We start from the raw sequence: 16,355 nt of genomic DNA on the forward strand, positions 1-16,355 counted from the left end.
CTTAAATTTCCTCCTCCCACAAATTAGCCTTTAAATAGTCATCCGAAAGATTAATCGGCTTTTTAGCTCGATAAATACTTATAATCGGATATTTTGCCGCATTTATTGTATTTGTGGAAATTCTATAATAAATCTTTTCTCCCTTTTTATCCAGCAAATAAACAGAAAATCCCCTTTCAAAATTTCCCTCATTTGTTGTCCTTCTCCTAAAATCAGCATTTTTATTGGAATTATTTGTCATATAAGATAAGTTTTTGGAAATCTCCATTTTATCAATAATATCCTTTTGCCCATTTTTTTCATCTAAAAAATAAGCCATCTTTTCAGATATCTTAAAATCCAGCACATATTCCTTCCTATTATGTTGTGCATACTGCTGAATTTTCCTAATAAACTGGCTAATATTCCTCTTCTGAATTGCAAACTCCTGATTTTGCCTCTGCTTCTGCAAATTCACAGAAATAACCATAAACAAAATCGCCATAATCGAAATGTACAGCAAAACCTCAATAAGCGTAAACCCATTGCTATCCCCTTTTATTTTCATTTTTCTCCCCCTGAAATTAATCTAATTATTGAAACTATTTTTAATTATATTATACAACATTTTTTCAAAAAATCAAATTATTTTTAAAATTTTATTAATTTAATATAAAAATAAAACATTTGATAATTAAAAATTTGAAATCAAAAATAATATAAAACTTAAATTAAAACTTTTTAGAAATTTTGAAAAATATGCTATAATTTTATAGAAATATTTTTAATTTGAACTTAAGCTACATTTATGCTATTCCTTGTTAAAATAATAAATTTGTTAGAATTTCTGCTTTTAAATTGGAATTTAGTATTAAATAGCAAAATCGTTCGATATTAAAATTTTGAAAAAATTTGTTAAAACAAAAATATCTTATAGAGAAAAGGAATGATTAATATGACAAAAAAATTTAACTACAAACCATTAATTGAATATACAAATTATGAAAAAAAAAATATATAAAACCTGAAAAAGCTGGAGATTTAAGGAAAGATATGGAACTTTTTAGAAAAAATGGACAAAATGCTAGAAAAGTTTTTACGGAAATTGCAAAGGCTTTGGAAGAAAAGACTGATGGATTTCATTTGCAAAAAGTTAGCAGCTGGATGAATCAGGCTCAGATTGCAAGACCTTATCTTTGGGTATTTTTGCGTCAAGATGGGGATAGCGATACTGAATCTGGAATTGCTTTGAGAGTTTTTAAAAATGAAAGAACTAGAAAAGTTGGAATTTCGCTTGAAGTGAGTTTTGTTGAAAGAAAAATTGGGGAAAATACACTTGAGAATCAGAATAAAGTTTTGGAAGTGCCGATTGATGAACCACTTTATTATTTCGTGCAATTTGCGAAAAGTAAGGAAAACTGTGCTTTGGATAGATTTGAAGGGAATGAAAGTAATAGAAAAAGATTTCTTAAAGAGTGGAAAAATGGGGAAATTAGGAAAGTTTTGGTTAAGTTTGATGTGGAAGAGATTGAAAGATTTGAGAGTTTGGATGAGCTAGTTGAGGAATTTTTGAAGGGATTTAAATTGCTTATGCCATTTTATGCTGCTACTCATTAAATAATAAATTTTTTTAATTTTAAAGAGATTCAATACTGCTAAACAAAAGACTAGAAAAATTTGGGAGTGATGATTTTGAATTTTGATGAAGCATTTAAAATACTGGAAATAGACCCGACGGATGATAAAAAGAAAATAAAAATTGCATATTCTGAAATGTTGAAAAAATATCATCCTGAGGAATTTCCTGAGATATTTATGAAGACTAATGAAGCATATAGAGTTGCTTTGGAGTTTGAAAAAGCTGATTTTGATGAAGTGAAATCAGAGAATAAGATGACTGAAAAAAATAATGAAAATGAAGAATTTTTTGAAAGAGTAAAAAAGAATTTTGAAGAAAATAAAGAAAAATCTTTTTTTGAAAATTTTGAAGATATTTTTTCTGATGAAAAAAATGAAAGTGAATTTGAGAATATTTTTTCTAATAAAAATAATTATGTGAATAAAAAAACTTTTGAAGAATCTGAAGAGTTTTCAAATATTTTTGATGAAAAGAAAAATTTAAAAAAATCAATATCTGAATGGATAGAGGGATTGAAGAGTCTTATTTTATCTGAAAAGCGACCGCTTACAGAATATAGGAAAATTTTACGGGAATTTCATTTTAATTTTGATAACTTGGAAAAAAAGCAGATTAGAGAAATTTTCCAAAAAAGTGAATTGTATAATTATGCTTGGAGAAATTTGACTAGAATTGAAATAGAACTTTTAATTTATAATTTGAATAGTTCTGATGAGATTGTTGATATTTTAGGAGAAACTTGGGCAGATTCTGGGAAAAATGAAAACACGAGCTTAAATAAAATTGCAAAAAAAATTTCAAGTGAAAATTTTTTAGAAAATGAAGAGGGATATGAGCAGTTTATTCAGGATTATTTTAATATTAATGTTTTTAAATTATTTAAAAAAAATGTTGCATTGTATTCCTATCGGGATATTGAGCAAGTTGGTAATACTTTTAAATTTGTATTTTATAAAATAAAAAATGAATATATTGAAATTAATAATTATATGAAAATTTTGGGAATGGGCTATAAAGATGGTCTTGAAGCAAAAATAACCGTATTTATAATGTTTATGTTTTTATCAACTATTATAGCTTTATTTTTTCTAGATACTAATGTTGCATGGAATATAACAGTCTTTGGAGGAATTTTTTTTACAATCATAGACTGGCTTAACATTATTTATGAAAAAGATTTTGGCTGGAGTATGAGATGCGGATTTTCAAACTATTTATTTATACTAATGACTATAATTTTTTTGGGAAGATTAATAGTTATTGGAAATGCAGAATATGATTCATCATTCTCAAAATTTTTACTATATTTTTTATTAATATCTCAATATTTATTTATAAATATTATTTTATTTATAAAAATGGTAACGACAACTTATGTAAGATATGAAAAAATAAAAGAATTTTCAAAAAAAATTTTGAATGTCTTTGTTTTAAAAAGATAAAAAATAAGGAGTGATAATTTTGAATTTTGACAAAGCCTTTAAAATACTAGAAATAGAGCCAACAGATGATAAGAAGAAAATAAAAATTGCATATTCTAAAATGTTGAAAGAATATCATCCAGAAGAGTTTCCTGAGATGTTTATGAAGATTCGGGAAGCGTATCAGACTGCTTTGGCGTTTGAAGAATATAATTTTGATGAAGTAAAATACAATAAAACGAATTTTAAAAATAGAAATTTTTTTGAAATTGAAAAAAATTTTGAAAATGATGATTATGAGGAGATTTTTTTTGAAAATGATATTCAAAATACAGGTATTGAGGATGAAGAATTTTCTGATGTTTTTAGTGGAAAATATGAATGGATGGAAGAAAATCTAAAGTCTTGGCTAAAAGAGATTCGCAGAATTTTAAACAGAGAAAAAGTTTCTTTTATTTACTTAAAAGTTTTTTTGAAAAGATTTGATAAGTTTTCAGATGATGAAAAGTCTAGAATTAGGGATATTTTAGGATTGGAAAATAATGATTTTGAAGATAATTTGATTTTAAAATCAGAGAATCTTTTTGAATTTGAAAAAGAATACATTATTTCCTGTTTGTCAAATAATAAAAATGAATTTGGGGAAATAAAGGGGCTTTATAACAGTAAAGAGGAAAAAGATAATGATAAAGCTTTGGAAAATTTTGTGGAAAGATATTTTAATGTGAAAAAGTTGAATATTTTTGGATTTTTTATATTTTGGAATATTTATCGTGGAAATTATAGGTATCTTGATATAAAAATAAATAAAAAAATTCACAATTTATTTTTTAATTTGACAAATAATTTATTATTAAAAAGAATAGTTTATAGTTATAAAAAAATAAAAAATATATTTTATCATTTAGAAATTACTTGCGAAGACGATATTGGAGAAGATGACGCTTTTATACACACTCTAATATTTCTTCTTAGTTGTATTGCGCTAATTTTTATTTGCATATTTAGTTTACCAGCAATAATAAATACAAAGGAAATAGATTATAGAAATGTCGTAAAAAGTTTTGAATTAGTTAAAATTTATTGGATCGTACTTACAGTTACAAGAACTTATTTGGATTTTTCGCTTGCAAAACGTGGAAATAACTTAAATATGGCGAGTATGTTGAATATACAAATAATTCTGCTTGGAAGTTATTTAATTTCTATTTATTTTAATTATAAAATTAAAAACTTTTGGCTGTTTGGAATATTAATATGGATGATTATAAAATTAATAATTGTAAATAGAATAAAATATTTAAGATTGAAAAATTATGCGAAACAAATACTGGACAAAATATATAATTAAAAAAGAAAAATAGTGATGGAGGAAAGTAAAAATGGGAAGAATGATTGGAATCGACTTGGGAACAACTAATAGTTTGGCAACATATATTGATGATAATGGAGAAATACAATTTATAAAAAATGAATATGGAAATATTTTGATTCCGTCTGTTGTGGGAATTGATGAAAATGATGCAATAATTGTAGGGGAATTGGCAAAAGAGAGAAGAATGATGAATGCAGGCGAAACTGCGAGTAATTTTAAAAGAAGAATGGGAACAGATGCAAAAATTAAAGTTAAAAATAGAACTTTTGATGCACAAATGTTATCTTCATTTGTTTTGAAACATTTAAAGGAAAATGCTGAAAAACAGCTAAGTGAAAAAATAGATAGAGCAATAATAAGTGTACCTGCATATTTTAACGATAAACAGCGTAGAGATACAAAAATGGCGGCAGAATTAGCGGGACTTACAGTAGAAAGACTTATAAATGAACCAACAGCTGCAGCAATGTCGCTTGGAAGTCATATTTTAGATCAGAATTTAAAATTTATTGTGCTCGACTTGGGCGGAGGAACATTTGATGTTACTTTGCTCGAAACATTTGAAAATATTATGGAAGTGCTGTCAATAAGTGGAGATACAATGCTTGGAGGAGAGGATTTCACCACTAAAATTTGTGAAATTTTTTTGAAAAATATCAAGTTATCAATAGCAGATTTGAGTCGTGATGAAAGAACGAAATTATACACAAAAGCAGATAGAGCAAAAAAATTAATAAGCTTGAAGAATGTAGAAATCGAGATGGAAATTAAAGGAAAAAAATATAAATCAGAAATTACACAAGAGAATTTTAGAGAGACTGTAAAACCATTGCTTGTAAAAATGAAAGTTGCGATTGATAAGGCTCTGCAAGATGGAAATACAGATGCTAGGGAAATTGAAAAGGTTATTTTAGTTGGAGGAGCAGTAAAATTAGGAATTATTGAAGAATTTGTGGAAAAATATTTTCATAAAATGCGTGGAGAAAAAATCTATTTTAATAACGATGATTTTATTGAAAATAATAAACTAGTATCAATAGCAGCTGATCCCGATACAGTTGTGGCTTATGGTGTTGGAATCGCAGTTGGAATGAAGGAAAGAAACAAAGTATTTAAAGAGAGAATTCTGACTGATGTGTGCCCATTTACTCTAGGAACAGAAATCGTAGGAAGACGATTCGCACCGATTATTCCTAGAAATACCACAGTTCCCACAAGTAGATCTGAATATTTTTACACAATAGAAGACTATCAAAGTCAAGTAACTGTCGGAATTTATCAAGGAGAAAGTTTGAACATAGATGATAACTTATTTTTGGGAGAATTTTTACTAGATGTGCCACAAAACTTAGCAGGAAAAGAAGCCATAAATGTGAGATTTACTTACGATATAAATGGTATTTTGGAAGTAGAAGCAAAAGTTGTGAGTACAGGAGTTAAAAAAAGTAAATTAATTATAAATGGTGATTTATCAGAAGAAGAAAAAAACGAGAAAATAAAAATGCTGGAAGAAATAAAAATTCAGTCTGAAAATAAAAATAAGGATAAACTGCTGCTTGAGAGAGCAAATAGAATCTATGCTGAAATAGTGAATACAGAAATTAGAAATCATATTTCTGAATATTTAGAAAATTACCAAAAAATTGTAGTAACAGGCGACAGAATCCGTATTCAAAAGACAAAAAAGAGTTTTTCAGAATTTCTTGACAAAATTGATCCTGAAATTAATGACATGAGTGTAGAAGATATTTTGAAAGATTTTGAAGATGAAACGGAAGAGGAAGATATGAAAGAAGAAGATGAACTAGAATTTTGGAATTAAAAAATGATTCTTAATTATGAAGAAAAATAATTAAATATTTAAATTTTAATGATTTTGAAATTGTGAAAAATGAGGTAAAATATATTAAAGTGAAAAAATATAAAATATTTTTTTAATAATAAAATTTTTTTATTATAACTTATAGATTCTATAAATAATTTATGAAATTAAAAAGAGGTGAAGTAGTTATGAAAAGAAAAAATTTATTGAAAATATTGGGGTTATTGATTTTGTCAGGAAATGTTGCAAGTGCTAAATATTTAGGAAAACTTGAGAAAACTTATTCTAAAACTTCAGATTATAAAATGAAAATTACGAGTGTTAAAAGTGGAAAAAGTAAGAGAAATGTTTCAAAAATGTTAAGTAATCAAGAAATTGATTTGAAACTTATTGAAAAAATTGGGGATTCAAATTATTTTAGAAATAAAAATGGGATTTATTATAAAAGTGGAGAAAAAGTTTTGAAATTGGATGGAGTTGATAAAGATAGTTTTGAAGTTATGAAATTTGGAAATTATGGGAAAGATAAGAATAGTGTTTTTTATCATAATAGAAAATTGGATGGTGTTAAACCAATTGGATTTGAGGAACTGGATGAAAGATTTGCGACATATGAAGGTGTTCTTTTTCATAATGGAGAAAAAGTTGAGGGAGTGAGAAGAATTGAGAGTGGCGATATGGATATGAATGGTCTTGAGAGAATTAGAGTTTCTGATCATTGGGATCTAGGGTACTCAAATTATTTCAAAAATAAAGATGGAATTTATTATGCGGGGGAAAGTAAATTTCTTAAATTGAACGGTGCAGATAAAGATAGCTTTAGTGTGACTTTTAAAGGAAAATATGGAAAAGATAAAAACAGTGTCTATTATCAAGATAAAAAAATGGACGGTGTAAAACCAAGTGAATTTATAGAGTTAAATGATATTTTTGCAAAAGATCGAAATAATATTTATATTGATGGGAAAAAACTTGAGAATTTTGAGGCAAGAGATTTTTTGATTTTGGATGAAAAGAGATTCGAGTATAAAAATAAGAAATATTATTATGATAAAAAAAGTAAAACTGTTAAAGAAGATAAATAAATTGAAAAAATTTTTTAAAGTTATCAGACAGAACTAATATTATTTTTTTTAAAGGATCTTGAATAAATTTACCATTTTAAATAGAAAAAAATTTAAAAATGACAAGGAGTAAAATATGAAAAGAAAAAGTTTACTAAAAATATTGGTTTTATTTATTTTAGCGGGAACTATTGCAAATGCTGAGTATTTGAAAAAGGATGGAGAAGTTTATTATGAAATGCCATATCTTGAAATTAAGTTGAAAGTGAAAGATGCGGATGCGAAGACTTTTGAAAATTTGGGAGAAGATAAGATGAAAATTATCGGCTATTTTGGAAAAGATAGCAAAAATGTTTATTTTCTTGGGAAAAAATTAAAAGATGTTTCAACTAAAAAATTTGAAATTTTGGATGAAAAGTATGTGAAGGATTACAAAAATTTGTATAATCTTAAAACTGATTCACTTTCCTTTTTTTCAATTGATGAAATAAAACCGAAAAAAGTGTCGATTGATGGACTTGATGTGAAAAGTTTTAAAGTTTTAGAAAATAAAAAAGCTTCTTTAACAGACTATTATACGGATAAAAATAGCGTTTATTTTCATAAAGATGATTTGAGAAAAATAACTGGAGCGGATAAAAATTCTTTTGAAATTTTGGAGGAGTATATTGCCAGAGATAAAAATAATGTTTATTCTAAAGGGGAAAAGCTAGGAAATATAGATATTAAAAGTTTTAAATATTTTGAAGATGGGCTAGCAAAAGATAAGAACAGAGTTTTTTACATTGAGGATAATAAAGATGTTACAGGAGTAGATGCGAAAACTTTTGAAAGAATGGGAGAAAGTTATTATTTTAGAGATAAAAATAATATCTTTGCTTTAAAGGATTATAATCCTTATGATTTGGAAATGTTGAAAAATATTGATAGAAATAGTTTTAATACTTTGAGTAAGGAAATCGGGAAGGATAAAAATGGAGTTTATTATTTTGGAGAAAAAATAGATGGAATTTCTTCAGATAATGCTAAAATTGTTGAAGCGTTGGGAAATAGCGACTATATTCTTCAAAGTGGCAACGACCATTATTTGATGACTGTAAATGAAAAGGATTCAGATAACAATGAAAGATTTGAAATAAAGAAAATAGATAGCTTGAATATTGATTTTGATACATTTAAATATTTTGAGATGTCTAATTTGTATAAAGATAAAAATAGTTTTTATTATCATTCAGATAATGACTTGAAAAAAATTAAAAGCAACATTGATGTGAAAAGTGCTGAAAAAGTGCTGAAATTAAATGATTTTATAAAGGATAAAAATAACCTTTATTATTATTCTAACGGAAAAATTGAGAAGATTAATTTGAAAATAGATGTAAATAATTTGGAATACTTGGATGATGGAAATTCTACTTTTAGTAATTATTTGAGAGATGGGAAAAATATTTACTTTGTGGATAATGAGTATGGAAAAGTAAAAATTATGAAAAATGTTGATAGAAATACATTTAAAGTTGTAAACGGAAATTATGGAGTGGATAGTAAAAATGTTTATTGTTTTGGAGAAAAATTGGATTTTGTAGGACTAGATGGGCTTAAAATTTTTAATGAGACTTATTTGAAAGATAATAAAAATGTTTATGAAATTTCTGCAAATGATAATGACAAAGTGAAAGTAGAACCGATTAAAAATCTTAATATTGATGTGGCAAGTTTTGAAGATATTTTTGGTGGATTAAATTACAAAGATAAAAATTCAGTTTATTATGTTGATGAAAATAATGGAGAAGTCTCTTTGAAAATATTAAAAGGAGCAGATCCAGCTACATTTGAGTTTGGAATTATTTCAAAAGATAAAAATAGTGTTTTTATTGGAAATCAAAAGTTGAAAGGTGTGAGTTCTAAAGGATTTGAAGTATTAAATGATAGTTTAGATTTTGTAAAAGATTACAAGAATGTTTACTATTTGGATAGAGAAAGTGATGGAATTACTTATAAAGTGGAAGTTTTAGATACAAAAGGAGTTGACATTCCGAGTTTTGAATTTTTTGGGAATTCTTACAACAAATATTACAAAGATAAGAATAACATATATTTGTTAAATGATAGAGATGACAAAATGAAACTTGAAAAATTGGCTGGTGCAAATCCAAAAACATTTGAAATTATGGATGGTAATTTTGCAAGAGATGATAAAAATCTTTATATTTTTGAGTATAAAGTGGATGGAATTGATCCAAAGACATTTGAAGCATTGAACTATGAAATGATAAAAGATAAAAATGGAGTGTATTTTTTGGAAAATATTTCAGAAGAAAATGAAAATTCAGAAATAAAAACTAAAAAGTTGAACTTAAAAGGATTGGATTTGAGAAGTTTTAAAAAAGTTGATGATAGCGATTATTATTTTAAAGATAAAAATAGTATTTATTACGAGGATTCTGGAAATTTACATAAAATAGAAAGTGCTGACTTGAAAACATTCAAAGACTTGGATTATAATTTTGCGAAAGATAAAAATAATATTTATTATAAAAATAAAAAATTGGATGGAATCGATGCTGCAAGTTTTGAAAAAATAGAATTTAATTTTATAAAAGATAAAAACAGACTTTATAAAATTGACGAAGATGAAGAAAAAAATGAGATAAAATTAATTCCAATCAATGAAAAAGTCAATCTTGAAAATTTTGAAGAAATTGGTGGAAATTATTATAAAGACGATAAAAATCTCTATTATTTTGGAGAAAATGAGTTTAAGAAAATAGAAGAAGCAGATCCAGATTCATTTAAATATGACAATGAAAATTATACTTTTATTGCAAAAGATAAAAACAATGTTTATTTTGAAGGAGAAAAAGTGAAAGGAATAGATGTTAAGAGTGCCGAAGGAATAGACGGGCTTTGGATGAAAGATAAAAATAGTGTGTTTTATCGAGGGAAGAAATTGGAGAAAATCAGTTCAAATAAATTTCAATATTTTGACGGTGGAATTTCGTATGACAAAATTTTGATTGACAAAAATGGAGCTTATAAATTGCTAGAAAGTGAAAACCAGAAAGATAAAATAATTCCACTCGACAGCAAAAATATTGACTTAAAAACTCTTGAAAGATTTGATACACCAATAGATGGTTCAAATTATTTCAAAGATAAAAACGGAGTTTATTTCTTGAACGGAGAAAAATTTGTGAAAATAAATGGAGCGGATAGAAATAGTTTTGAAGTAACGATGAGCGGGAAATATGGGAAAGATAAGAATAATGTTTATTTTGAAGGAAAGAAAATGGAAGGGGAGAATCCGAAGGAATTTGAGGAGATTGATATTAATGATTAGTAAAAATGAAAGGAAGGGGTATTCGATATGAAAAACAACAAAAAAACAAAACTGCCAATTGGAGTTTCCAATTTTAAAGACATTATTGAAAAAAATTACTATTATTTTGATAAAACAAAATTTATAGAAAATATTTTAGAAGATGGCTCTCAAGTGAAATTGTTTACTCGTCCGAGACGATTTGGAAAAACATTGAATATGTCGATGCTTAAATACTTTTTTGATGTTAAGAATAAAGATGAGAACAGGAGATTGTTTGAAGGATTGAATATTTCTAAAAGTGAGTATTTTGACATGCAGGGGAATTTTCCTGTGATTTCGATTTCATTTAGAAATTATGATGAAGAAAACTGGGAAAATGGATTCAAGGCTATCAAAGGAATTGTAAAAAGGTTATATTCAGATTATAAATTTTTAATTGAAAAAATGGATGAGATTGAAATTGAAGAATTTAATTCTGTGCGAAGAGGATTAGATTCGGTAGAATGGGAGGCTTCTTTACTCAATCTGTCAAAATATTTGTATGAATATTATGGAAAAAAGGTGATTGTGTTGATTGATGAATATGATCAGCCTATAATAAATTCGTATATAAAAGGGAATTATGAAAAAGCCATAAGTTTTTTTAAAAGTTTTTATGGATTAGTTTTAAAAGATAACGAATATCTTGAAATGGGAGTTATGACTGGAATTTTAAGGGTTGCAAAGGAAAATATTTTTTCTGGATTGAATAATTTAGAAGTTCACACAATTTTAGATGATGAATTTACAGAATATTTTGGGATTATGGAAGATGAAGTGGAGAAAGCGCTTGAAGATTTTGGTTTGGAGTATGAATTGAAGGATGTCCAAAAATGGTATAATGGATATTTATTTGGAAATAGGAAGGTTTATAATCCGTGGTCTATTGTCAACTTTTTAAAAAATGGAAACTTGAAACCTTATTGGGTAAATACAAGTGGAAATGCTCTTATTAAATTATATTTGAAAAAGCTAAGAGACAGTATTTTTGATGATTTCACAAAACTTTTGAATAAAAAAAGTATCTTAAAAATTATTAATGATAATATGACTTTTGGTAATTTAAAAGCTAATTTTGAAAAAAATATTTGGAATTTATTTTTTCATAGCGGTTACTTGACTTTGGCAGAAAAATACAATGAAAATGATGTTTATTTGAAAATACCGAATGAAGAGATATTGAAAATGTTTTCAGAAATGTTTATCGAAGTATACTTTGACGATTATGAAAAATTTTTGTATATGTCAGATGCTTTAAGAAAAGGAGAGATTTCAAATTTCAAAAAATATCTAAAAGAAATTCTATTGGAAAATACTGGAATATTTGATGTAAGTGGAACTTACAAAGAGCAATTTTATCACGGATTGATGTTAGGATTGATTTTAACTTTGAAAAATGAATACGAAATTACATCGAATAATTTTGCGGGGAAAGGACGATATGATTTACTTTTAAAACCTAAAAATATTTTGGAAGGAAAAGAAGGGATTATTATTGAGTTGAAAATTATTAATGAAGTGAAAAATTTAAATGATAATAAAATTCATGAAAAACTTGAAAAAGAATGTGAAGTTGCATTAAAGCAGATTGATGAGAAAGAATATAGTTCAGTTTTAAAAAATGCTGGAGTTGAGAAACTTTTGAAAATTGGGATTGCATTTTTGGGAAAAGAATTTGAAATAAAGTTTGAAAGAGAATAATAGAAAATAGTTTTTAAGATATGCTTTTAAAGCATAACTAGTTATAAAAAATAAGTATTTGATATAATAGGATAAATATTGTAAAATAAATCATAAAAAAGTAAAAAATTTAGATTTTATCTAATTTTAAGAGGTGATTTTTTATGAATAAAATATTAGTAGCTTATTTTTCAGCGACAGGGACAACAAAAAAAGTTGCAGAAAAATTGGCAAAAGCGACTGGGGAAAATTTGTTTGAGATAAAACCGCAAGTTGAGTATACTTCTGAGGATTTGAACTGGAACGACAAAAAAAGTAGAAGTTCAGTGGAAATGAATGATGAATTTAGCCGTCCAGAGATTGAAAATGTTGTGGAGAATATTGATGATTATGATACTGTGTTTATTGGATTTCCAGTTTGGTGGTATATTCCGCCTCGTATTATTCAGACTTTTATTGAAAAACATAATTTGAGCGGGAAAAAGATAATCACTTTTGCGACATCAGGTGGAAGCGGGATAAAAGGCTCAACAGATTTTTTGAAAAAAAATTATTCGGATTTGAATATTATTGAAGGCAAAAGATTTGGGTGGAATGAAAGCTTGGAAAGCATTGGAGCTTGGGTAGAAAAAATAAAAAAATTTTAATGAAAAAGAGAAATATTTTTTGATTAAACAGAGGTAAAAAAAATGAGAAAAAAAATTACTGCAGGAAGAGATTTATTAGGTAATATTGCACCAAAATTTGCACAATTGAATGATGATGTTTTGTTTGGAGAAGTTTGGGCAAGAGAGGATAAATTGTCGGCTAGAGATAGAAGTTTGATTACGGTCACTGGACTTATGGCGAGTGGAATTTTGGATAGTTCTTTGAAATTTCATTTAAAAAGTGCTTTGGAAAATGGGGTTACAAGAGAAGAACTGGCAGAGGCTGTTACACATTTAGGATTTTATGTGGGATGGCCAAAAGCTTGGGCTGTATTTCGGCTTTTGAAAGAGATCTATTCAGAAGATGGGACGGCTGATCCTGTAAGCAGCTTGTTTGGGAAAGGCGATTATAACGAGGCTTATGCAAAATATTTTAATGGGAGAACTTATTTAAAAACATTAGTTGAGCCGAATGACACTTCAAAAGTTGGTATTCATAATGTTGTTTTCGAGCCAGGAGTTATAAATAACTGGCATTCTCATTCAAATGGACAAGTATTATTGGTGACTGATGGATACGGATGGTATCAAGAAGACGGGAAAGAAGCGATAGAATTACATCCAGGAGATGTTGTGAATATTCCTAAAAATGTTAAGCATTGGCATGGAGCAGCAAAAGACAGTTGGTTTACTCACATTGCTTTATCAGATAGCGGTTCGACTGAATGGTTTGGAATATTGTCAGAAGATGAATATGAAAAGTTGCCAAAAGCGGTGAATGCTAGATAAGTTAGTATAAAAAAATTATAAAATGAATGAGGATTTATGGAATTAAGAATTTTAAAATATTTTTTGATGGTTGCAAAAGAGGAAAATATAATTGAAAATAAAGAATTTATAAATATTGAAGGTGTAAAATTATTAAATAAGGGTAATTTAAATTATGTGAAATAAAAAATATTAAATTTTGAACTTTGGTAAAATAACAATTTATGTAAAAAATGGAGATGATTTCAAATGAAAACAACAAAAATACAGGAAATAGATGTGCCTAAAGTAGCACTAGGAACTTGGTCTTGGGGATTTGGAGGAATTGCTGGAGGAGATTCGATTTTTGGAAATAAATTAGGAAAAGATGAATTGAAACCAGTTTTTGATAGAGCAATGGATTTGGGACTAAAATTGTGGGATACTGCCACTGTTTATGCGAGTGGTCAATCTGAAACTATTTTGGGAGAATTTGTAAAAGATAGAAGTGATGCGATAATTTCTACAAAATTTACACCTGAACTTGCTGAAGAAAGAGGAGATAATGCGATTTTTGAATTTCTTGATAAAAGTTTAGAAAGATTGAATAAGAAAGTTATTGATATTTATTGGATACATAATACAAAAGATATGGAGAAATGGGCACCTAAATTGGTTGATGTGTTAAAATCAGGAAAAGTGAAAAAAGTAGGGGTTTCTAATCACAATTTAGAACAAATAAAATATGTGAATAATCTTTTGAAAGAAGCTGGATTTCAGTTACACGCTATTCAAAATCATTTTAGCTTACTTTACAGAACAATTGAAACAACTGGAATTTTAGATTATTGCAAGGAAAACAATATCGCAGTATTTTCGTATATGGTACTGGAACAAGGTGCTTTATCTGGGAAATATACAAAAGAAAATCCATTGCCAGCTGGAACAAGAAGGGGTGAAGCATTCCCACCTGAAACTTTGGCAAAATTGGAGCCATTATTTTATGAAATGAAAATTTTAGGTGGAAAATATTCTGCAACAATTCCTGAAATTGCGACTGCTTGGGCGATTGCAAAAGGAACTATTCCAATAATCGGAGTTACAAAACCTAATCAAGTTGACGATGCCAAAAGGGCTGCAAGTGTTGAATTAAGTGATGAAGATGTTGAGCTTATGGATAGAGTAGCTATTAGTACAGGTGTTACTGTGAAAGGTGAATGGGAAAGTTCAATGTAATTTTAATTTAAAATGAAATTTAAAAAAATTCAGATTTTAAATAAATTTTAGTAGATGTGAAATAAAACTTTTTAATAAAGTTAGTAAAGCTAGTAAGTAATAATTGAAGTTGTAAAATTATTAAATAAAGGTAATTAAATTATAAAATAAAAGTATTAATTTAAACTTTGGAAGAAATAATAAAAAATATGAGAGTGTGTGTGTAAATTTTTTTATGTAAAAATCTATATATTACTAAAGTATATATTTACACGAAATTATAGACACTCTCATTTCATAAAAAGTGATATTTAAACTTGCAACTTACTTTACTTTTTTGTCGCATCCGTTTATTGACGATACACTATAGAAATTGAATTTTATTAATTTGATAAATTTAATCTGATAATCAATTTTTTTATTTTTTATAGATTTAATTCAAAATCGAACTATAAAATTATAATTCTTTTATTAAATTTTTCAAATATTCTTTTACTCTATCCTTTAATTCTTCATGTCTAAGTCCAAATTCGACATTTGCAACAAACATTCCAAATTTATCTCCAGTATCATATCTTAACCCGTCAAAATTATAGGCATATAATTTTTCACCATTGTTTTTCATTGCTAAAATTGCATCTGTCAGTTGTATTTCTCCCCCTTTTCCAGGTTTTGTATTTTTTAAATACGAAAAAATTTCAGGCTCTAATACGTAACGTCCCAATGCAGCAAGATTACTCGGAGCTTCATTAACTAATGGCTTCTCAACAAAATCCTCTACAATAACTGTCTTTTCATCAAATTGCTTCAATGGTTTTATTATTCCATATTTTGAGACATTTTTGTGAGGAACTTCCTGAACTCCTAAAATTGTTCCTCCTTGCAGTTCATTATATTTTTCTATAAGCTGTTTTGTTACAGGAAACTGCCCTTTCTCTCTATCTGTGTAAATAATGTCATCTCCTAAGAGCACAACAAATGGCTCATCTCCCACAAAAGATTCTGCGCAACTTATTGCATGTCCTAATCCCAATGGCTTTTTCTGACGCACATAATAAATATTTGACATCTCAGAAATATGATTTACCACTTTTAAAAGGTCTTTTTTCCCATTTTCTTCCAAAGTTCTTTCAAGTTCATATGAATAATCAAAATGATTTTCAATTGATCCTTTATTTCTTCCAGTAATAATTAGAATTTCTTCAATTCCAGCCTCCAAAAGTTCCTCCACAAGATACTGTAATGCAGGTTTATCGACAATTACAAGCATTTCCTTAGGCTGTGCTTTTGTCGCAGGCAAAACTCTTGTTCCAAGTCCTGCTGCTGGTATAACGGCTTTTCTTATTTTTTTTATGCTCATAATTTACCTCCTGTTTTATTCATATATCAAATTTTAAAGCTATCT

13 protein-coding genes are annotated in these 16,355 nt (G+C 27.1%); 11 read left to right on the plus strand and 2 right to left on the minus strand.

Features of this window, described 5'->3' with window-relative positions:
* Position 1 precedes the first annotated feature (1 nt).
* Positions 2-547, minus strand: a complete 546-nt coding sequence (locus tag FVE73_RS05545) for a type II secretion system protein (protein WP_018498063.1) — start codon at positions 545-547, stop codon at positions 2-4.
* A gap of 485 nt (positions 548-1,032) precedes the next feature.
* On the opposite strand from FVE73_RS05545, the gene FVE73_RS05550 reads away from it, so the two are divergent.
* The 11 genes from FVE73_RS05550 (at position 1,033) to FVE73_RS05595 (ending at position 14,971) form a co-directional block, all read left to right on the plus strand.
* A complete protein-coding gene (locus FVE73_RS05550; RefSeq protein WP_018498064.1) occupies positions 1,033-1,596 on the plus strand; it encodes a hypothetical protein in 564 nt (187 codons plus the stop codon).
* Between the two features lie 69 nt (positions 1,597-1,665).
* Complete coding sequence (locus FVE73_RS05555; protein ID WP_390624480.1) at positions 1,666-3,060, plus strand: J domain-containing protein; 1,395 nt, start codon at positions 1,666-1,668, stop codon at positions 3,058-3,060.
* A 19-nt stretch (positions 3,061-3,079) separates the two neighbouring features.
* On the plus strand, positions 3,080-4,390 hold the full coding sequence (locus FVE73_RS05560) for a J domain-containing protein (RefSeq protein WP_018498066.1): 1,311 nt from the start codon (positions 3,080-3,082) through the stop codon (positions 4,388-4,390).
* A gap of 31 nt (positions 4,391-4,421) precedes the next feature.
* Positions 4,422-6,236: an Hsp70 family protein gene (locus tag FVE73_RS05565; protein WP_018498067.1), complete on the plus strand. Its 1,815-nt coding sequence runs from the start codon at positions 4,422-4,424 to the stop codon at positions 6,234-6,236.
* 188 nt (positions 6,237-6,424) lie between these two features.
* Entirely contained in the window at positions 6,425-7,321 is an 897-nt protein-coding gene (locus FVE73_RS05570) for a DKNYY domain-containing protein (RefSeq protein ID WP_018498068.1), read from the plus strand.
* A gap of 115 nt (positions 7,322-7,436) precedes the next feature.
* Entirely contained in the window at positions 7,437-10,640 is a 3,204-nt protein-coding gene (locus FVE73_RS05575) for a DKNYY domain-containing protein (RefSeq protein ID WP_018498069.1), read from the plus strand.
* Between the two features lie 27 nt (positions 10,641-10,667).
* Positions 10,668-12,362, plus strand: a complete 1,695-nt coding sequence (locus tag FVE73_RS05580; protein WP_018498070.1) for an AAA family ATPase — start codon at positions 10,668-10,670, stop codon at positions 12,360-12,362.
* 143 nt (positions 12,363-12,505) lie between these two features.
* Positions 12,506-12,988 (plus strand): flavodoxin, encoded by a 483-nt coding sequence (locus FVE73_RS05585; protein ID WP_018498071.1) that lies wholly within the window; start codon positions 12,506-12,508, stop codon positions 12,986-12,988.
* Positions 12,989-13,030: 42 nt separating this feature from the next.
* Positions 13,031-13,777: a carboxymuconolactone decarboxylase family protein gene (locus tag FVE73_RS10885; protein ID WP_018498072.1), complete on the plus strand. Its 747-nt coding sequence runs from the start codon at positions 13,031-13,033 to the stop codon at positions 13,775-13,777.
* A gap of 36 nt (positions 13,778-13,813) precedes the next feature.
* Positions 13,814-13,942, plus strand: coding sequence for a hypothetical protein (locus tag FVE73_RS11030; RefSeq protein WP_018498073.1), 129 nt, complete (start codon positions 13,814-13,816; stop codon positions 13,940-13,942).
* Between the two features lie 63 nt (positions 13,943-14,005).
* On the plus strand, positions 14,006-14,971 hold the full coding sequence (locus FVE73_RS05595) for an aldo/keto reductase (RefSeq protein WP_018498074.1): 966 nt from the start codon (positions 14,006-14,008) through the stop codon (positions 14,969-14,971).
* A gap of 436 nt (positions 14,972-15,407) precedes the next feature.
* On the opposite strand, the gene galU is transcribed toward FVE73_RS05595, so the two are convergent.
* Positions 15,408-16,310, minus strand: a complete 903-nt coding sequence (galU, locus tag FVE73_RS05600; protein ID WP_018498075.1) for a UTP--glucose-1-phosphate uridylyltransferase GalU — start codon at positions 16,308-16,310, stop codon at positions 15,408-15,410.
* Between the last annotated feature and the right edge of the window lie 45 nt (positions 16,311-16,355).

Origin of the sequence: Leptotrichia wadei, assembly GCF_007990545.2 — a bacterium.
GTDB classification, from domain to species: domain Bacteria; phylum Fusobacteriota; class Fusobacteriia; order Fusobacteriales; family Leptotrichiaceae; genus Leptotrichia; species Leptotrichia wadei.